This is a genomic window from Thalassospira sp. GB04J01 (assembly GCF_000751115.1).
Taxonomy (GTDB): Bacteria; Pseudomonadota; Alphaproteobacteria; order Rhodospirillales; family Thalassospiraceae; genus Thalassospira; species Thalassospira lucentensis.
The window spans coordinates 56,300-74,551 of the sequence record NZ_CCDX020000015.1 but is presented as its reverse complement, the minus strand read 5'-3'; the positions used below and the strand labels follow the sequence as shown (position 1 = coordinate 74,551).

At 53.4% G+C, this 18,252-nt stretch carries 15 protein-coding genes; 9 read left to right on the top strand and 6 right to left on the bottom strand.

What is annotated here, in order from left to right; all coding sequences use genetic code 11:
* Nucleotides 1–1,071: a patatin-like phospholipase family protein gene (locus tag AMM48_RS16060; protein WP_102784868.1), complete on the bottom strand. Its 1,071-nt coding sequence runs from the start codon at nt 1,069–1,071 to the stop codon at nt 1–3.
* A gap of 342 nt (nt 1,072–1,413) precedes the next feature.
* Between AMM48_RS16060 and vapB the strand changes: the two genes are divergently transcribed.
* Nucleotides 1,414–1,611, top strand: coding sequence for a type II toxin-antitoxin system VapB family antitoxin (gene vapB, locus AMM48_RS16055; RefSeq protein WP_102784867.1), 198 nt, complete (start codon nt 1,414–1,416; stop codon nt 1,609–1,611).
* Nucleotides 1,612–1,638: 27 nt separating this feature from the next.
* Here vapB and AMM48_RS16050 read toward each other — a convergent pair whose 3' ends face one another.
* Nucleotides 1,639–3,183 carry a DUF262 domain-containing protein gene (locus AMM48_RS16050; protein WP_102784866.1) on the bottom strand — a complete coding sequence of 515 codons (1,545 nt, stop codon included), beginning with the start codon at nt 3,181–3,183 and terminating at the stop codon, nt 1,639–1,641.
* Nucleotides 3,184–3,330: 147 nt separating this feature from the next.
* Nucleotides 3,331–4,503 carry a LysR family transcriptional regulator gene (locus tag AMM48_RS16045; RefSeq protein ID WP_102784865.1) on the bottom strand — a complete coding sequence of 391 codons (1,173 nt, stop codon included), beginning with the start codon at nt 4,501–4,503 and terminating at the stop codon, nt 3,331–3,333.
* 168 nt (nt 4,504–4,671) lie between these two features.
* On the opposite strand from AMM48_RS16045, the gene AMM48_RS16040 reads away from it, so the two are divergent.
* Nucleotides 4,672–6,009 carry a pentapeptide repeat-containing protein gene (locus AMM48_RS16040; RefSeq protein WP_146030418.1) on the top strand — a complete coding sequence of 446 codons (1,338 nt, stop codon included), beginning with the start codon at nt 4,672–4,674 and terminating at the stop codon, nt 6,007–6,009.
* 105 nt (nt 6,010–6,114) lie between these two features.
* Here the strand turns inward: AMM48_RS16040 and AMM48_RS16035 are convergent, their stop codons facing one another.
* Complete coding sequence (locus AMM48_RS16035; RefSeq protein ID WP_102784863.1) at nt 6,115–6,819, bottom strand: hypothetical protein; 705 nt, start codon at nt 6,817–6,819, stop codon at nt 6,115–6,117.
* Between the two features lie 580 nt (nt 6,820–7,399).
* Here AMM48_RS16035 and AMM48_RS16030 point away from each other — a divergent pair.
* The 3 genes from AMM48_RS16030 (at nt 7,400) to AMM48_RS16020 (ending at nt 11,129) form a co-directional block, all read left to right on the top strand.
* Nucleotides 7,400–10,450 carry an FAD-binding and (Fe-S)-binding domain-containing protein gene (locus AMM48_RS16030; protein WP_244271259.1) on the top strand — a complete coding sequence of 1,017 codons (3,051 nt, stop codon included), beginning with the start codon at nt 7,400–7,402 and terminating at the stop codon, nt 10,448–10,450.
* A 90-nt stretch (nt 10,451–10,540) separates the two neighbouring features.
* Complete coding sequence (locus AMM48_RS16025; protein ID WP_198413546.1) at nt 10,541–10,798, top strand: type II toxin-antitoxin system RelE/ParE family toxin; 258 nt, start codon at nt 10,541–10,543, stop codon at nt 10,796–10,798.
* Entirely contained in the window at nt 10,791–11,129 is a 339-nt protein-coding gene (locus AMM48_RS16020; protein ID WP_102784860.1) for a helix-turn-helix transcriptional regulator, read from the top strand. The genes AMM48_RS16025 and AMM48_RS16020 overlap by 8 nt, the downstream gene beginning before the upstream one ends.
* A gap of 3 nt (nt 11,130–11,132) precedes the next feature.
* Here AMM48_RS16020 and AMM48_RS16015 read toward each other — a convergent pair whose 3' ends face one another.
* Nucleotides 11,133–12,017 (bottom strand): LysR family transcriptional regulator, encoded by an 885-nt coding sequence (locus tag AMM48_RS16015; RefSeq protein WP_102784859.1) that lies wholly within the window; start codon nt 12,015–12,017, stop codon nt 11,133–11,135.
* Between the two features lie 126 nt (nt 12,018–12,143).
* Between AMM48_RS16015 and AMM48_RS16010 the strand changes: the two genes are divergently transcribed.
* Nucleotides 12,144–13,451: an aspartate aminotransferase family protein gene (locus AMM48_RS16010; protein ID WP_102784858.1), complete on the top strand. Its 1,308-nt coding sequence runs from the start codon at nt 12,144–12,146 to the stop codon at nt 13,449–13,451.
* A 32-nt stretch (nt 13,452–13,483) separates the two neighbouring features.
* Here AMM48_RS16010 and AMM48_RS16005 read toward each other — a convergent pair whose 3' ends face one another.
* A complete protein-coding gene (locus tag AMM48_RS16005; RefSeq protein WP_102784857.1) occupies nt 13,484–13,744 on the bottom strand; it encodes a SemiSWEET transporter in 261 nt (86 codons plus the stop codon).
* 206 nt (nt 13,745–13,950) lie between these two features.
* Here AMM48_RS16005 and AMM48_RS16000 point away from each other — a divergent pair, with 206 nt between their 5' ends.
* From AMM48_RS16000 to rbbA, 3 genes are all read left to right on the top strand, one after another.
* A complete protein-coding gene (locus AMM48_RS16000) occupies nt 13,951–14,259 on the top strand; it encodes a Dabb family protein (protein WP_102784856.1) in 309 nt (102 codons plus the stop codon).
* 213 nt (nt 14,260–14,472) lie between these two features.
* Nucleotides 14,473–15,486: an HlyD family efflux transporter periplasmic adaptor subunit gene (locus tag AMM48_RS15995; RefSeq protein WP_102784855.1), complete on the top strand. Its 1,014-nt coding sequence runs from the start codon at nt 14,473–14,475 to the stop codon at nt 15,484–15,486.
* Nucleotides 15,483–18,251 (top strand): ribosome-associated ATPase/putative transporter RbbA, encoded by a 2,769-nt coding sequence (rbbA, locus tag AMM48_RS15990; RefSeq protein ID WP_102784854.1) that lies wholly within the window; start codon nt 15,483–15,485, stop codon nt 18,249–18,251. Before AMM48_RS15995 ends, rbbA begins: the two co-directional genes overlap by 4 nt.
* Nucleotide 18,252 lies beyond the last annotated feature (1 nt).

The following is an 18,252-nucleotide window of genomic DNA, read 5'->3' as shown; positions in this document are numbered from 1 at the left end:
TTACCCGTAATCTGGCGCAAACAGATCAAGATCAAGCGTCGGCTTCACCCCGATGTCGCGGCGATGCTTTTTCAAAAATGCACTCGCCGCATCGCGCCCGGTATCGCGCAACTTGGTCATAAAGCTCCATTGCGCATTCATTTTTGACGATTGATCAAATTCAAGCATCGCCTCGCTGGCGATACAATGCATCCGCATTGCACCCCACTTGCTGGCTTCGCACGCATGATCGGGTGCATCGTTGCGCAGGATCGAAATCAACCGCAGCTCCTTCATCAAACTGCTGTTAAACGACACTTCATTGAGCCGGTTGGAAATATCGCGTGACGTTTTGGGAACGCCGGGTCGCTTGACCGGATTGATCTGTACGAGAACCGTATCATCCGATCCGCATTCGCGCACCAGCGGCCCCAAACTGGGGTTGCCGCTATAGCCCCCATCCCAATAGGGCACGCCATCAATCTCGATCGCCTTGTAAATCGTGGGCAAACAGGCCGATGCCAACAACACATCGACAGTGATATCGGGATTGCGAAACACCCGACCCTGCCCGGTTTCGACATTGGTCGCGGTGACAAACAATTTCGCCGGACTGTGATTAAGCGCGGCAAAATCCACAACCCCCTCAAGGATCGCGGTCAATGGATTATCGCCAAGCGGATTAAGGTCATAGGGCGAAAACATCTTCGCACTCATATCCATCCACATATAGGCAAATGAGTTTTCAAGCGACCAGTTGCCAAACAGGATATCCATCGGGCTGCGTTGAAGCGGGCTGAACCGGGCCGCTTCCGACACATTTTCCCAAAAGGTCTCAAGGTCTTCACGCGCCGACTTATGCCCACCCTTGGCCAGACCCGACGCCATCACAGCCGCATTCATCGCACCCGCTGACGTCCCTGAAATCGCCTCAATGACGATTTCCTCATCCTCAAGCAACCGGTCCAGAACACCCCACGTAAACGCCCCGTGCGACCCGCCGCCCTGAAGGGCAAGACTGATGTTCTTTTGCGGCTTCTTGCCCGCGGCAGTTTTCTTCGCCGCCCCGGATTTCTTCACAGCTTCGCTCATGCCAACTCCTGCGTCACATCATCCTGCCATCATGCGGGCAGCACCCACCCCTGATGATATGTCGCATAATCTCGGATTTACCAGACGTGATGGTTTTAAAGCACTGCCAAGCGATCAAGACGATAGACCGGCAGTCCCACGCAAAGCCTGTGCCCACGAAGGCGCGGCACGCGAACCTCACACCACCCGCTCCACCTTGGATGCCCGCCTGCGCCCTCCCCGTCACCCCCGCGAAGGCGGGGGTCCATCACGCCATATGCACCACAATGCACATGCCCTTGACGTCCAAGGACCACAGCCACAAACTATAACGATACAATATACACCGACGGGAGAATCCCTATGACCCGGACATCCGTCTTCTCAAACAACGGCACTCAAGCGGTGCGCCTGCCAAAAGACGCAGCATTTCCAGATGGCACCAAATCGGTCGAGGTCATTGCGGTCGGCACGACACGGGTCATCTCGCCCACCGATCAGACTTGGGAGAACTTCTTTGAAGGATATACCGTCAGCGGAGATTTCATGAGCGATCAGTAATATCAAAGCAGTGCGAAACCGGTCCTACTAATTTTTAAATGTAGTATTACAATAAGGGTGAGACAGTTGCCCATTGTCTGCCACTCCCAGTCCCCCATCTTGCTTTCTGTGGATATGATCAATGTGCATCGAATTGACATGAGCATATCCGCCACATAACGCACACCTTGAAGCACCTTCTAGAGCAGAAGTTAAAAATACCTCAGACTTAGTGTCTCGGCTAAAATCGGGCTTAGAAGTTCGATCTCCCCGATAGTCCATATTTAAATAACTATACTCATTAGACAATAACCCAATTAAACTGTCGTAATCTTCTTTTCGTTTTATTGCGTCGTACATAAAACGATAGACATCTTTAAGCTGTCTAAACCCTTTTAGTGAACTTCCATACTTAACAGTAACCTGGTTAGTTATATGCTTATTCATAACTAAAAATTCTTCGAACACCTTACGATTTTTCGTAAAATTCTCATACTCTCTCTCAACTTCAAATTCCTTTATTAAATCAACCCATGCTAAAAATGCAGTAGGTTGATAGCGGCCTTTTTCGCTGTAAAAATAAACAGCAGGATGCAGTCCCAAAGAAGAAGCGTGGGTTGTTGTCATCCTTCGAATGATTTTGTTTGTACGTTTGAGAAATTTGACAGTCAGAGATCCGTCTACATCATCATCCACGGTAGAATTCGAACCAATATAATTATTAGCCAACCTAACAAGGTCAAAGACAAGTGGCAAAGAACGTGTTGAGTAACCTTTTCCCGCCAGTGGCAAGTCTAATGTTTTTATCGGATTTTTAACAGTCGGACTAAACATCGCACTGTTTACTTCAAGCGAAAGATTTTCAATTTCTGACTTTATCTCGTCTGAAAATTTAGCCCAATATTTGTGACCTCTTCCTGATCGCACAATAGCTCGAGAAGCCATTGCTTGCGGTTTCCGTCTAGATTTCAGAAGAGAAAGTTCGGTATCGCTTATGGGCGTCGCTTTTTGGTTTATTGTGAAGAATGACTGCTCTGCCTTTTCTGGAGGACCTTTAACCCACTGAACCTGCAAAGACAGGAACCCAAGTTTTTGGGCAGTAGCCAAAATATCAGCCCCCGCCTGTTCCGGTGACATAATAGCACTACGATAATTTGCGTAAGACAACACGTCCTTGTTTACGAGACGCCTAGCTTGCTCTGCTACTTGTTTTTGTTCTTCCTCCACTGCGTGGTTGAAGAACGATTGAGAGATAAATCCATCACCATAGTCATCATTAACCCACGCGATAAGCGCACTTAATCTATGCGCACCGTCAATCACGAAAGTGTATTGCCCAGAGTTCCACAATATGATGGAGGGAATCAAATCCCCTTCTAGAAAACTTTTGATAAAGTCTTTTACTTTTTCTTTTTTCCAATCGGATGTCTCACGTTGAAAATCGGGCTTCCTTAACGAGGAATAAAAGAAGCTCTGCCCTTTTTCCAAGTCCCTCAAAGTAATCGTATCTGTTAAATTGTTTGTTTTCTGATCGTCACCAGCAACCAAAAAATCTTCTCTCGGAATCAAGGCATCCAAATTAACCGAAGACACTAAACTTCTCCCAGAACCAAATTAAATTTACATTTTCTAATTTAGTGGAACCTTCAAGCAAATAACAACTAATAATTGAGAAATCCCAAACAGAAAATCCCTAAAAAAGACATCTGGAGCAAAAATGAAGTCATTACCATTTCCCAATCACCCCCACTCAATCGCCGCCGGTAAATCCAGCTTCGGCGCCTGATCCATCACCATCGCCAGGAAAATCCGCGCAATTGGCGACAGGCTTTTGCTCTGGCGCGTAATCACGCCAATCGGGCGGTGGCGTGTGGGGTGGCTCAGTGGCACGAAGGTCAGTTTGGCCTCTGCCGTTTGGTCCGACACTCCGGTTGCGATGCGCGCGGCCAGTTCCGGCAGCACCGTGATCCCCACCCCTTCGGCGACCATCGCGGCTAGGGTTATGGTGTTGGATGTTTCGACCACCGGGCGCAATCCCGCCACCAGATCGGCGGCTGCATTTATCGCCGTGTCGGCCCCCGGCTTTGCCGCCGATTTTGCCGCCGATGACCCGCTTTTGGCCGCCTCTGCCATGGCCCGTTCGGCCCGCGCGGCACTGTCCATCACCGCCTGTGCCGCCCCGATGCCAAGGGCGGCGGCCTTTGCCACCGATGCACTGACCGGCATGGTCGGCAAGATGGCCGGTGTGGTTGATGTGGTGGATGTGGTGGCCCCAAATCCCTGATCGGCCATCATCGCGCGTGTGCCTGATTCCGGGCCAAGCCCGACAAACGGCTGATCAATAAGGTCCGACCACGCGATTTCCGATTGCCCGGCAAATTCATGATCGGCCCGGCACAACACGCCAAACCGGTCGGAAAACAGCGGACTGAACGCGATATCGGGCAAATCCTGCCATTCCCCGGCGATGCCAAAATCAACCGCCCCATTGGCCACCGCCTCATGCACTTCCCCGGCATTCATTTCATCAAGCCGCAAACGCGCATCGGGATGTGCTGCGACAAAATGGCGGATCACACCGGGTAGAATGCGGGTTAAAACCGACGGGGCCGCCGCAATGCGGATTTTCCCGCCAATCCCGCGCGACAGCGCATCAAGATCGCCAAGCGCCTCTTCAAAATCGCCCAGCAACCGCCGCGCAATCGGCAAAAACCGCTCCCCGGTCACGGTGAGCGACACATGCCGCGTCGTGCGATCAAAAAGGGCCGCCCCCGTCACATCCTCAAACTGGCGAATGGTCGCAGTAATCGCGGGCGAGCCGAGCCCAAGGGCGGCGGCCGCCGCACTAAACGATCCCTGCTCAGCGACCGCAACAAACACGCGCATGTGACGAATATTGAGTGATGACAGCATGGTTTTCGATGTCCGTTCCTGTAAATGTCGCCTGCCCAAAAAGACCATAGCGCCCAATCCCCATCCGGGCAAAAGGCTTCTTGCGTGTTTTACATCGCCAAACGCTACTTTAGAGGGCATTCTGGTGGGGCACTTCACGTTCGGGCAACTGAGAATGAAATCAAGAGCATGACAGAAGAAGCCAAACCGAAGCCACTATTCCTGACGGGCGAAAAAGCCCTGGACCTATGGCGTCAAGGGCGGGATGCATGGAACAGAAAGATTGATCGACAAAAGGTCGAGATAATCAGTTTTACCAACGTAGATTTCGCGGCTGAGAGGTATTTTTCACCGCAACTATCTTTCGCAGGTTATCATTTCGGCAACGGCGATGTAAAATTCTCTGGAGTTACCTTCGGTGATGGCGAGATAGATTTTTCTAAGGCCACTTTCGGCGACGGAGAAATAGACTTTTCTGGGGTCACTTTCGGTAAGGGCAAAGTAAACTTCTCAAATGCTACGTTTGGTAAGGGCGACGTGAACTTCACTCGAGCCAATTTCGGTATTGGCGACGTGAACTTCACTCGAACCAGTTTCGGTAATGGCGACCTGAACTTTTCAAGAGCTACTTTCAGCGGCGGAAAAGTGATATTCTCGCGGGCTACTCTTCGCGACGGAGAAGTGAATTTTTCAAATGCCACTTTCGACGACTGCACCATATTTTTAAATGAGACGAAGTTCTCACAATTGAGGTTTCGCCCGAAGGCCATCAAATCGAGCCATATTAGAGCTAATGGCCTTTCCATCAAAAATCTCGCTGTTCTTTTCATTCCTCTCTCCGCTGAGAGATTGGAGTTTTTTGACCTACACGGTGCATCATTTGATGGGCCGCTTATTGTTTCCGGCAATTTGGACATAGTTCCCGATCTTCGAGACACCAAATTTTCCCACCAAGTTGAGCTAAGTCGGCTCAGCGTCAAACTGCGGCGCGCTTGGCAAGGATTTAGTTGGCTCCCAAAACTCTATCGCGTGACGGAAGACCCAACAGACTCCTCGCGGTTAAGACGCCTTAAAGAGATTGCCGAAACCAACAAGGATCATCAAGCCGCTTTGCGGTTTTCCGCCGATGAAAACAGAGCGCGGCGTTGGATTGAAACATCGTGGTTTGGATCGGTTCTGGACATGGCCTTTAGTGCTTGCAGCAATTACGGCCAAAGCATCCTGCGGCCCTTTGTCGCGCTATTCCTACTCACCGCTGCCAGCATCGGCCTTTATAAAAAACTGGCTGTGACAGCAGACGTCGAATGGTGGACAGGACTAGGTTGGGGCCAGTCACTCCTCTTATCCATCAGCAACAGCCTGCCCTTCCTGCCGCAATCGCGCGAATTGCGCAAAACCGCTCAAGACGCACTCTATTCCAACGACCCCAGCTTTTGGGTCGATGCCCTCATGATCGGACAAGGCGTTTTCAGTTTCGCTTTCCTGTTCCTGATTGGTCTGGGTCTGCGCAACCGTTTCCGTCTGTAGGGCAAAATACCCCCATCAAACGTACTCCCCGATATCGAAGGATGCGACGAAATCGCGGTTCGGCGCGCATAGCCGCCAGTTGCGACGGCGTGACGGTTGCGAAAATTACGTCAGCAAATCAACATGATGCGCGCCGCCATTGTCCTGCGCCCACCACATCATCGCCTCATGATAGGCGGGCATATTTGGAAGATCGTTTGAATTCCCGCCTGCGGCACTGAGCTGCCCCCAGGCTTGCATCAGTTTTTCAACAACCGGCATCCCCATCCCGACATCTTCTCTGCCGCCGTGCACGAAATAGGATTTCTGCACCTCGGAACGGTCCACCACCCAGTCAAACGTGGCCTTTTCGTCGTCACTTGCCGCATCGTAAAAATCAATGACGTCACGATACCCTTGGGCGGGATCATCGGGGTTGGCATCCATGATATCGGAAATTCTGTTGTTAAATTCTGTTTTGGCGGCCGAAACCTCCGCATCGGAAAAAAGGCCCCCTGCATTGCTCTTAACCGCAAAAAGCATCTGACGATCAAGATCCGGGAACCCAACCGCGTCCCATTGATCCGCCGTCGTGCCAGACGTCCCGGTGATGCCAAGCTTGGCATACCCCGCATCAATCTTGTCGCGCGCCATCATCGCCGCACTGGCAAGGGTTCCCGGTGCGGGTGCTGCTGCCGCAGTTTCCTTGGACACGGCCTGTTGTGACGAAACAGCAGCATTTCCCGCCGTCTGTGATGCCGACTGCCTTTGCCCCGCATTCGAAGACAAAGCGGCATATCTGTTCGCCATAAAACCGGAAATAGACGTCATGATCGCCCCTTGCGCACATTAGGCTTCCACAATAAAAGGAGAGAAAATCTTATTACACACAACCTTAACAGGCAATTTGTTTCTACCTATACGTGTTTACGATACAGGGACCTCTAACGCGCGACGCTCCCCCCAAAGAAGAAAAGGGGCACCTGATAAAACCACGGCGAAATACGCTCCCCGATGTCATAAAAAAACCCGCCCGTTGGCACACAGAAAGACGACATAAGAAGACAACGCTCAAATCTATAGAAGACAACGCTCAAATCTATTTGTATGAGGATTGAATTTATCGTAGTTTTCCGCCGTTGAGGTCCGGAACCTCGGGCCTTTTGGCCTTCAAAAGGCTTGCAACGCCATTGGTGGGTCCGCCAATCATCAGACTATTGCAATAATCGCCCGTCACCCCGATTTCCGCGAAAAGTCCGGATGGGGCATCGCGGGGCTGTTTTTTCGGGTCGATTATTCACTAAAAATGAATAATCAGTCAGAATTTTCGATTTGTGTATTTAATCATCCTCCGGTCAAATAGGGTAAAAGCACCCCAAACAACCGATCAATTCGGATGAGAGAGACCCCAATGCCTGCTTCGCCCGCCCGCAGCTTTACCCGCTTTAACCGCCTGCCGGTTCTGACCCCGGATCGGTCACTGGATCACCTGACGCTCAGTTTCCTTAAGGCACTGGAATCAGAAGGTAAATTCACCGGCGAAATCCATGCAGACTTCCCGACCCGCCTGATCAATGCCACCGACAACAGTGTGTATCAGGTGATGCCGACCGCGGTGTTGCAGCCAAAATCGCGCGATGACATCAATATCGTCATGGAAATGGCCGGGCGCGAAGAATTTAACGAGGTCAAAATCACCCCGCGCGGTGGTGGCACAGGCACCAATGGCCAGTCGCTCAACAACACCATCACCCTTGATACATCCAAACATCTCAATAAGATACGGGATTTTGACGCGGATGCTGGACTGGTGAAAGTCGAGCCGGGCGTGGTGCTTGATCAGCTTAATGCGTGGCTCAAACCCCACGGTTTTTTCTTCCCCCCTGCGGTCTCCACCGCCAGCCGTGCGACCATCGGCGGCATGATCGGATCGGACAGTTCGGGCAAAGGATCGCGGATTTACGGCAAAACCAGCCACTATATCCATGACATGACCACGGTTCTGGTTGATGGCACGGATTTCAAGACATCGGCCCTAAGTGCTTCTGATGCCAAGGAAATCATGGCGCGTTCCGATCGCACCGGGGCGTTGTATCGCATGGTCCATGACGAGATTTTCCCACGTCGCGACCAGATCAAGGCGACTTTTCCTGAAATGAACCGCGGGCTTACCGGCTATAACCTTAAAGAAGCCGTTTCCGATCAAGGGGATATGAACTTAAGCTTCCTGATCGCCGGGGCCGAAGGCAGCCTTGGCATGGTCAAGGACATCACGCTGCGCGTCATCCCGTTGCCCAAGCATAAAGCTGTCTCTGTCGTCCGCTACGCCAGCTTTGACGCGGCTTTGCGCCATGTTGGCACGTTGGTGCAATTTGATCCTGTTGCGATTGAAAGCATCGATGACAAGGTCATGAAGCTGGCCGAGCAGGATGAAAGCTGGCACATGCTGGGAAAACTGCTCGGCACAGATACCAGCACGGTGCAGACGCGCGGCTTCAATGTTGTTGAATTCATTGGTGAAACGGCGGATGAAGTTGCCGCCAAACAGGCCGAACTGGCCGCACACCTTGCCGCCAATCCGACGACTGAACATGCCCCGATTGGCTGGGTTCAGGCCACCGATCCGGCTCAAATTGCCGCCATCTGGTCGATCCGGGCCAAATCTGTTGGGTTGCTTGGCAATCTTGAGGGCAAACGCCGTGCGACCCCGTTTGTCGAAGATACTGCTGTGCCCCCCGAAAATCTGGCTGATTTTATCGCAGAATTCCGCGCTTTGCTGGATGCCGAGGGGCTTGATTACGGCATGTTTGGCCATGTCGATGTTGGCTGCCTGCATGTGCGCCCGTTGCTTGATATGTGCGATGAAGAAGACGAAGCGCGGTTGCGGCGCGTGTCGGATGCGGTTGCCGATTTGACCAAGCGTTATAACGGCCTGATCTGGGGCGAACATGGCAAGGGATTTCGCGGTGAATATTCGCCGATTTATTTCGGGCCTGAGCTTTATGATTGCCTGCGTCGCATCAAGGAAGCCTTTGATCCGGAAGGACAACTCAACCCTGGCAAGATCGCATCACCCTATTGCAAAAACATCCCGATTACTGCGATTGATGAAGCCCCGATGCGCGGCCAGTATGACCGCCAGATCGAAGAAAAACTCCGCGATGAATACCTTAATGCCACGCGCTGCAACGGCAATGGCGCGTGCTTTAACTGGGATTTGATGGACCCGATGTGCCCGTCCTATAAGGTCACGCGCAACCGCATCCATTCGCCCAAGGGCCGGGCTGGCATGATGCGCGAATGGATCCGCCAGATTTCGGTCGGCACCGATCCGATGAACCAGGATTTGGCGGTGATCAATGCGCGCGATTTTTCCCATGATGTCTATGAGGCGATGGCCGGTTGCCTGTCGTGCAAGGCGTGCGCGGGGCAATGCCCGGTCAAGGTTGATATCCCGGAAATGAAATCGCGGTTTTTAGAAGCCTATCACACCCGCTACAAACGCCCGGTCAAGGATTACGTGATCGCCAGTCTGGAGACGCTTGCCCCGCTTTTGACGGTCGCGCCGGGCCTGTTTAACGCCCTGCAATCGATCCCGCCGATGCCATGGATTTTCAAACGCTTGATCGGCCTGACCGACTTGCCAAAGCTTGATCGCAAAGGCCTTAAATCGGCTTTGCGCAAACGCGGGATTGCCCGGTTCAAACAGGCCGATCTGGATGTACTCACGCCCGCGCAAAAGGCCAAAGCCGTCATCATCGTGCAGGATTGTTTCACCACCCATTACGATACCGACGTGCTGCTCGCCCATATCGACCTTCTGCAAACCCTTGGATATCAAGTCTTTGTGCCACCCTACCGCGCCAATGGCAAGGCGATGCACGTCAAAGGGTTCCTGAAAGAATTCGACTATCTGGCCCAGCAAAACGACATCGTGCTTGGCAAAATCGCCCAATCGGGCGTTGCCATGGTCGGGCTTGAGGCCAGCGTCACCCTGACCTACCGACAGGAATATGCACAGCGCCTTTCTGATCGCCCGGACTACCAAGTGCATCTGTTCCATGAATGGTTATCGACCGAAATCGCCGAGGGCCGCCTGAACCCGCCCAAAATGGATAACGGCGTTAACATTGATACCCCGGCAAGCCTGTTTCCCCATTGCACGGAAAAAACGTCGCTTCCCGATACCGGTATCAAATGGCAAAATATCTTTGCCGCCTTTGGCCTCACGCTTACCACCGAAAAGACCGGCTGCTGCGGCATGGCGGGCGTTTACGGCCACGAAACCCGCCATCAGGAAACATCACGCGAACTCTATGACATGAGCTGGAAAAAGAAGGTAGATGCATTGAGCACGGACAACATGCTCGTCACCGGCTTCTCATGCCGCTGTCAGGTCAAACGCTACGAAGGCGCAAAACCACAGCATCCGGTGGAGTATCTGACCAAGCTGATCGCGTAAAAAGCCTTGAACTTCTCATATTGAGAATTTTAAACTTGCCCAAATATTCTCAATATGAGAATATTTGGGATAAGCATAGGGAGGGCACGCGTGCAGGTCAGATATGAACCCAAAGCAATCCGCGATATGCGGTCCCTGCCGGTCAAGGTTCGTGCCCAGATCGATGCCAAGATAGAAAGCTATGCCACCTCCCCGGGCTCTTTGCGCAACAATGTTAAACGTCTGCAAGGGTCTGAATACTACCGGCTTCGGGTCGGGAATTATCGGGTGATTTTCAGCATCGAAAACAGTCAGGTGACCATCATGGTTGTTCAACGTATTCGCCATAGGAAAGAAGCTTATGACTGATCAGACATCAACCGAATTTGTTCCGATTAAGGAATATCAAGCACTTGCAGAGATGGTTGAAGATTTGCGCGACATCATTGCCGCCAAGGACGCCAAAAGCGGCCACGCACTTCCTGCTGAATTTGCCCGGCGTATTTTCATGGAAATCGATCATCCTGTGACGGTCTGGCGCGATTATCGCGGCATGACACAACGTGCTCTGTCGGAAAAATCCGGCGTTGCCAGCGGCTATCTGTCAGAAATCGAAAGCGGGAAAAAAAAGGGATCGCTTGATGTCTGGCGCAAGCTTGCCAAGGCACTCGATACAAGCATTGACGCGTTAGTGAACTGAACATCACAAAAACGGCAGCATCTTTCCAATATGATCCCCAAAGGCGTTGATGGTTGGGCTTTGGGGGACTTCGCCTGTCGCGACTTTAAGACCCAGTTTGGGCAAAGACGGCAGCGGGGATTTCAGGATGAACAGGTCACTTGGCACAGCCTTTTGCATCATCACACTGATGGCAAGGCCCGAACGGGCCACGGCGATCAGGCCAGCTAGGCTGTTGCTGGCATAGGATATTTTATAGGGCATGCGGGCCGCATCCATCGCATCGCAGGCGGCCTTGTGGTCGAGTGCGTTTGAGGCGGCAAGGGCGAGCGGAATGGGGGTAGTTGGGCCATGTGCGCCCACGCCGAAATCATGCAGTTCCAGTGTTGGCTTGCTGCCGACCCAGGCCAGTTGTTCGGTCCGCGCGATGTCTTTGAGCGTTTCCGTCTCGGCAACGGGCGTGGAAACCAGCGCCATATCGATCTGACGCGCATGGAGCAATCGGTGCAGGTCCGGTGTCGGGGCCGAGACGACCTTGATTTCGATGTCGGGGTAGATGGTCCCGAAGCTTTTGAGCAAGGCCGGGAAAAAGGCGATCAGGTAATCTTCGGGGCAGCCAAAGGTGATGGCACCGCGCAGGCCGTGATCGGAAAAGGCCGAAAGGGCCTCGTCCTGTAGCTTTAAAATCCGTTCGGCATAGCCCAAAAACCGTTCGCCATGTCCGGTCAAGGCAACCCCGCTGCCGCTTCGGTGAAACAGGCTGTGGCCAAGGGTTTCTTCAAGGCGCTGGATTTGCATGGTCACGGTCGATTGGGTGCGCCCGACCTGAATGGCGGTCGCGCTGAGTGTGCCGGAATGGGCCGCACGGACAAAGGTGGTCAGCAGTTTGAGGTCAAGGGGCGTTTGCATGGTTAGCGTTTCTGACTATCAATTTTTCCAATACCAGAATGCCATAACTATCAATTTTACGCAGGAATCACCAGCCGATAAGATCGGCTGTATTGAACGCAACATGCATTTTGCCGGGAGCCCCCAATGTCAAACAACACCGATCCGAAATTCTGGAAAGCAGCACAAAACCACCTGATCCGCTATGGCAGCCCGTTTGATCCGGCGATTATCGAGCGTGCCAAGGGATCGTTTGTGTATGACGCCGATGGGCGGGCAATCCTTGATTTCACATCCGGGCAGATGAGTGCCGTTTTGGGCCACGGGCATCCGCGCATTGTTGAAACCGTGCAAAGACAGGTTGAAACCGTTGCGCATCTGTTTAGCAGCATGCTGACCCGCCCGGTGGTGGATCTGGCGCAACGGCTGGCGGAATTGGCACCGGGATTGGAAAAGGTGTTGTTGCTCTCGACCGGTGCAGAAAGCAATGAGGCCGCCATTCGCATGGCCAAGCTTGTTACCGGCAAGCATGAGGTCGTGGCATTTTCCAAAAGCTGGCACGGGATGACCGGGGTCGCGGCATCGGCAACCTATAGTGCCGGGCGTAAGGGATATGGCCCGGCCGCGGTTGGGTCCTTTGCCATCCCCGCCCCAAATGCATTTCGCCCGCGGTTTAAGCATGCCGATGGGTCGCTTGATTGGCAGACGGAGCTTGATGATGCGTTTGAGCTGGTGGACAACCAGTCGACCGGCAATCTTGCCGCCTTTGTCGCCGAGCCGATTTTATCAAGTGGCGGGATTTTGGAGCTGCCCAAGGGGTATCTGGCCGCCCTTAAGAAGAAATGTGAAGAACGCGGGATGCTTTTGATTTTGGATGAAGCGCAAACCGGGATTGGCCGCACCGGCCATATGTTTGCGTTTCAACGCGACGGGGTGACACCCGATATCCTGACATTGTCAAAGACCATCGGGGCGGGTTTGCCGTTATCGGCTGTGATGACCACGCCGGCCATCGAAGAAGCCGCCCATGAAAAGGGCTTTTTGTTTTACACCACCCATGTGTCCGATCCCCTGCCCGCGGCTGTCGGTTTGACGGTTCTTGATGTTGTGCGCGATGAAAATCTGGTCGCGCGGGCCGGTCAGATGGGGGCGCAGCTTTTTGACGGGCTATCGCAGTTAAAAGACCAGTATGACTGTGTAGGGGATGTGCGCGGGCGCGGGTTGCTTTTGGGGATGGAAATCATCAAGCCAACCGGCAACCGCGAACCCGATCATGACATGGGTGCGGCAATCATGGCCGAGGCGTTTAAACGCGGGCTTAGCATGAATATCGTCAAGATGCCGGGCATGGGTGGAGTGTTCCGCATTGCCCCGCCGCTTACGATCAGTGCCGAGGAACTTGATCAGGGTGTCTCGATCATTGGGGACGCGATCAAGGCCGTTTCCAGGGTCTGAACCCAATTGGATGCTTGAAATGGGTTCAGAGCCTAGCCGTGCCGCAACTTGAAGAACAGGATGGTGCCCGCCAAAAGGATGGTCACGGCATTGGAAATGATCACCGGCCAGTCACCGCGCAGCAAGCCATAAACCAGCCACAGCAGAACGCCGCTGCACAGCACGAGAAACATCACAAGCGAGATATCGGCGGTTGATCGGGTGCGCCATGTCCGGATGACCTGAGGCAGGAAGGCAATCGTGGTCAGCGTACCGGCAAGCATTCCAAGTGCGGTTTCAAACGTCAGCAGCATGTGGGGCCTCCTGCCGGGGACGGGTTGGGCCATGGTCTCGCCCGTGGTGTTCATGGATATCGGAAACACTGAATGCATTCAACACGACTGGTCGAAAACTGCAAGCCCGATTAAATCCCCGATGGAATGTACCGTGCCAGCCAACATTGACAGCACCGCTCAATTAAAGGGATCATCGGGTGTTATGATTTGCAAAGGAACCTCCGATGATCCGTCATATTGTCTTGATCAAATTCAAATCCGGCATTGACCAAAATGTCATCGACAGCCTGTTTGATGCGCTGGCCGACCTTGGCCGGGAAATAGCCGGAATGCGGGGCTTTGACGGCGGCGTTTCGGTCAGCCCGGAAAACCTTGAGCAAGGGTTTCGTCACGGGTTTTGCATTGATTTTGATGATGCCACCGCGCGTGATGCCTATTTGGTACACCCCACCCATCAGGCCCTTGGTGCGGAACTGGTCAAGGCCGCCGAGGGCGAGATTTCAGGGCTGATGGTGTTTGATTTGGCGATGTGATCTTTCACGCCCCGGATCCGTCGTTTTTGCGTTTCGCCCAATGACCGCTGCGTCGAATTAACAACACGATTGTTCAAGATCAAAGACTGCTTTTCACCCGCCACCTAGGATCATTCCATAAATTGTTGCGTTGCATCGTAAAGTGAACTCTGGTCAGATTGCGCGACCATTGGTTGTTTTACTGTTGCATTGCCCCTGTCTTTGGAGAGCGGAATGAAAAGCCTGCGTGGTGTGTTGATCGTCCTTGTCGTGATCGTTGTCGCTGCTGGTGGCGGTTACACCTACTGGCAATCACAACAATCCGAGCTTCCGGGGTATATCGCGTCTGGCAACGGCCGGGTTGAGGCTGAGGAAATTCGGGTGGCAACCAAATATGCCGGGCGGGTGGATGCGGTTTTGGTCGATGAGGGCGACAGCGTCACGGCCGGTCAGGTATTGGCGCGCATGGATACCGCCGAGCTTATGGCCAGCAAGGCCAAGGCCGCCGCCGAGGTCGCCAGTGCCAAGCAGGGCATTGCAGAAGCCAAGGCCGAAATTGTTCAACGCGAAAGCGAGCTTTCGTTTAGCGAGCAGCAATTGACCCGTGCCAATGAGCTTGTCAAAAACAACAATATTTCGCGCGAACAGGTCGACCAGCGCCGGGCCAACCGGGATGTCGCACGGGCGGCACTGAGCGCATCCCAATCGCGGCTGACCAGTGCCGAACGCAATGTAGAGGCCGCCGAGGCAGAACAACGCCGCATTCAGGTTCAGATTGATGATTCTGTCCTGCGCGCCCCACGTGACGGGCGCGTTCAATATCGCCTTGCCGAACCGGGCGAGGTTTTGGCAGGCGGCGGCCCGGTCATCACGATGATTGATCTGACCGATGTTTATATGAATGTGTTTTTACCCACCCGTCAGGCTGGATTGGCCTTTGTCGGCAATGAAGCGCGTATTGTGCTGGATGCCGCGCCGGAATTTGTCATCCCGGCCAAGGTATCGTTCGTTGCCGATGATGCCCAATTCACCCCGCGCGAGGTCGAAACAAAATCAGAACGCGATAAATTGATGTTTCGCGTCACGGTGCGTATTGATCGTGCATTGCTTGCCGAACACATCAAACGGGTAAAAACCGGCCTGCCCGGTGAAACCTATATCATGTTGGCCGACCACAATGACTGGCCACAAGACTTGATGCCAAATCTGCCCGATGACGCCACCTTACGCCGGAGCCTGCAGGAATGAACCATTCTACCGGTTCAAAGGTGCCCCTGGCCGTGCGGCTGTGCGATGTCAGCCATCGCTATGGCAAGGTTCGCGCAGTTGATCAGATCAGCCTTGAGATCCCCGCCGGGCAAACCGTCGGCTTTATCGGCCCGGACGGGGTGGGAAAATCCACTGCCCTTGCGTTGATTTCCGGGGCGCGGAAAGTACAGGACGGGGTGGTTGAAACCCTTGGCGGGTCGATGACCGACGATACGCACCGCAACAGTGTTTTGCCCAAAATTGCCTATATGCCGCAGGGGCTTGGCAAGAACCTGTATATGGATCTGACGGTCCGTGAGAACCTTGAATTTTTTGGCCGTTTGTTTGGGCAGGGCAAACGCGAACGCGATGCACGGATCACCCGGCTGGTCAAGGCCACCGGCCTGTCGCTGTTTACCGAGCGCCCGGCAAGCAAGCTGTCGGGCGGGATGAAACAGAAACTCGGCCTGTGTTGTGCGTTGATCCATGATCCGGAAATCCTGATTTTGGATGAACCGACAACAGGGGTCGATCCGTTATCACGCCGACAGTTCTGGCAGCTGATTGATACCATCCAGACATCCCAAACCAAGATGACGGTTCTGGTGGCAACCGCCTATATGGATGAAGCCGCACGGTTTGATCATTTGGTGGCGATGAATGATGGGAAGATCCTTGCAACCGGGACCGCCGAGGCTTTGTTGTCGCAAACCGAAACCGACAACCTTGAAGCCGCCTTTGTTGCACTGTTACCCAAAGACCAGCGGCGTGGACATCACGCGTTACAAATCCCGCCGCGCACGGTTCATGGGGATGTACCAGCCATCGTTGCGGAAAACCTGACCCAGCGGTTCGGCACATTTACCGCCGTGGACAATGTCAGCTTTCGCATTGAAAAAGGCGAGATTTTCGGGTTTCTCGGCTCCAACGGGTGTGGCAAGACCACCACCATGAAAATGCTGACCGGGCTTTTGGCCGCAACCGAGGGCACGGCAGAACTGTTTGGCAAACCGGTGGACGGGCAGGATATCGAGTTGCGCCGGCGGGTTGGTTATATGAGCCAAGCTTTTTCGTTATATTCTGAACTGACGGTTTTGCAGAACCTTGAACTGCATGCGCGGCTGTTTCATTTGCCCGCCAAAGACATCAACCCGCGCATAGATGCTTTATCTGAACGGTTTGGATTAATCCAATATCATGCGGAATTGGCCGAACAGCTTCCGCTTGGTGTGCGACAGCGCCTGTCATTGGCGGTCGCCATCATTCACAGCCCGGAAATCCTGATCTTGGATGAACCGACATCGGGCGTTGACCCGGTGGCGCGCGACGGGTTCTGGGAATTATTGGTCGAGCTTTCGCGCGATCAGGGGGTGACGATTTTTATCTCCACCCATTTCATGAATGAAGCCGAACGGTGTGATCGCATTTCCTTGATGCATGCCGGTAAGGTTTTAGTCAGTGACACCCCTGCTGCGATCACCGAACAACGGGGCTGCGACACACTGGAAGAAGCCTTTATTAGCCATCTGGAAGAAGCCAGTGGAGAGGGCGGCGAGAATGATACGGATAGCGATCCCCGTTCCACCCTGTCGGCAGATGAAACAAGCGTGGAAGACTGGCAGCCTGCCACGGCATCGTTGTTTAGTTTTCGGCGATTGTGGGCCTATTCCCTGCGTGAAACCATGGAGCTTGTGCGCGATCCGATCCGGTTGATGTTTGCCCTGATCGGGACCGCGATCCTGATGCCGGTATTTGGCTATGGGATTACGTTTGATGTTGAAAACCTGACCTATGCGGTGCTTGATCGTGACCAGACACCGGAAAGCCGGACCTATATCGAAAATCTGGCCGGATCGCGGTATTTCGAAGAACAGCCGCCCCTGATCAGCAATCACGATCTTGAGGCACGGTTGCTGTCGGGCGACATTGCGCTGGCAATTGAGATTCCACCGGGATTTGGCCGCGATGTCGGCCGCGGGGCCAGCCCGGAAATTGCCGCAACCATTGATGGCACCATGCCGTTTCGTGCCGAAACCATCCATGGGTATGTCGAAGGTATTCACAATCGATACCTTACCGAACATAGCAAACGCGACGTGGGAAACGCCAATCAGGCCCAGCCGATGCAGATTGAAGCGCGGTACCGATATAATCAGGACTTTAAAAGCATCTTTTCGATGGTGCCATCAGTGATTGCGCTTCTTTTGATGTTTATCCCTGCGGTTTTGATGGCCGTCGGGGTGGTGCGTGAAAAGGAACTGGGATCGATCACCAATCTTTATGTCACACCGGTATCGCGGCTTGAATTCCTGTTGGGCAAGCAATTGCCTTATGTCGGGTTGGGAATGGTCAATTTTGTCTTGATGACCGCGATGGCACTGTTCTGGTTTGGGGTCCCTATCCGGGGCAATGAATTTACCCTGTTGCTGGGGGCTGTGTTGTTTGTATTTGCCACCACCGGGTTAGGGCTTTTGATTTCATCGTTCACCAGCACCCAGATCGCCGCCCTTTTTGGCACAGCAATTATCACCATGGTGCCATCGGTGATGTTTTCCGGGATGATGCAACCTGTGTCATCGCTTGAAGGCGCGCCAGAGGTTTTGTCGGTCATTATTCCGACATCGCATTTCATGTCGATCAGTGTCGGCACCTTCACCAAGGGGCTCGGCTTTGCCGCGCTGTACCCCGAACTGCTGCATCTTGCGCTATTTTTCCCGGTTCTGACCGTGCTTTCGATGCTGCTTCTTAAAAAGCAGGAGGCGTAAG

What these genes read in the sequence shown, in the direction of transcription:
- AMM48_RS16040 (WP_146030418.1), top strand. Translation starts at nt 4,672, where the DNA reads ATGACAGAAGAAGCCAAACCGAAGCCACTATTCCTGACGGGCGAAAAA.
- AMM48_RS16020 (WP_102784860.1), top strand. Translation starts at nt 10,791, where the DNA reads ATGACTGATCAGACATCAACCGAATTTGTTCCGATTAAGGAATATCAA.
- AMM48_RS16045 (WP_102784865.1), bottom strand. Translation starts at nt 4,503, where the DNA reads ATGCTGTCATCACTCAATATTCGTCACATGCGCGTGTTTGTTGCGGTC.
- AMM48_RS16010 (WP_102784858.1), top strand. Translation starts at nt 12,144, where the DNA reads ATGTCAAACAACACCGATCCGAAATTCTGGAAAGCAGCACAAAACCAC.
- AMM48_RS15995 (WP_102784855.1), top strand. Translation starts at nt 14,473, where the DNA reads ATGAAAAGCCTGCGTGGTGTGTTGATCGTCCTTGTCGTGATCGTTGTC.
- AMM48_RS16035 (WP_102784863.1), bottom strand. Translation starts at nt 6,819, where the DNA reads ATGACGTCTATTTCCGGTTTTATGGCGAACAGATATGCCGCTTTGTCT.
- AMM48_RS16000 (WP_102784856.1), top strand. Translation starts at nt 13,951, where the DNA reads ATGATCCGTCATATTGTCTTGATCAAATTCAAATCCGGCATTGACCAA.
- AMM48_RS16060 (WP_102784868.1), bottom strand. Translation starts at nt 1,071, where the DNA reads ATGAGCGAAGCTGTGAAGAAATCCGGGGCGGCGAAGAAAACTGCCGCG.
- AMM48_RS16015 (WP_102784859.1), bottom strand. Translation starts at nt 12,017, where the DNA reads ATGCAAACGCCCCTTGACCTCAAACTGCTGACCACCTTTGTCCGTGCG.
- vapB (WP_102784867.1), top strand. Translation starts at nt 1,414, where the DNA reads ATGACCCGGACATCCGTCTTCTCAAACAACGGCACTCAAGCGGTGCGC.
- rbbA (WP_102784854.1), top strand. Translation starts at nt 15,483, where the DNA reads ATGAACCATTCTACCGGTTCAAAGGTGCCCCTGGCCGTGCGGCTGTGC.
- AMM48_RS16030 (WP_244271259.1), top strand. Translation starts at nt 7,400, where the DNA reads ATGCCTGCTTCGCCCGCCCGCAGCTTTACCCGCTTTAACCGCCTGCCG.
- AMM48_RS16005 (WP_102784857.1), bottom strand. Translation starts at nt 13,744, where the DNA reads ATGCTGCTGACGTTTGAAACCGCACTTGGAATGCTTGCCGGTACGCTG.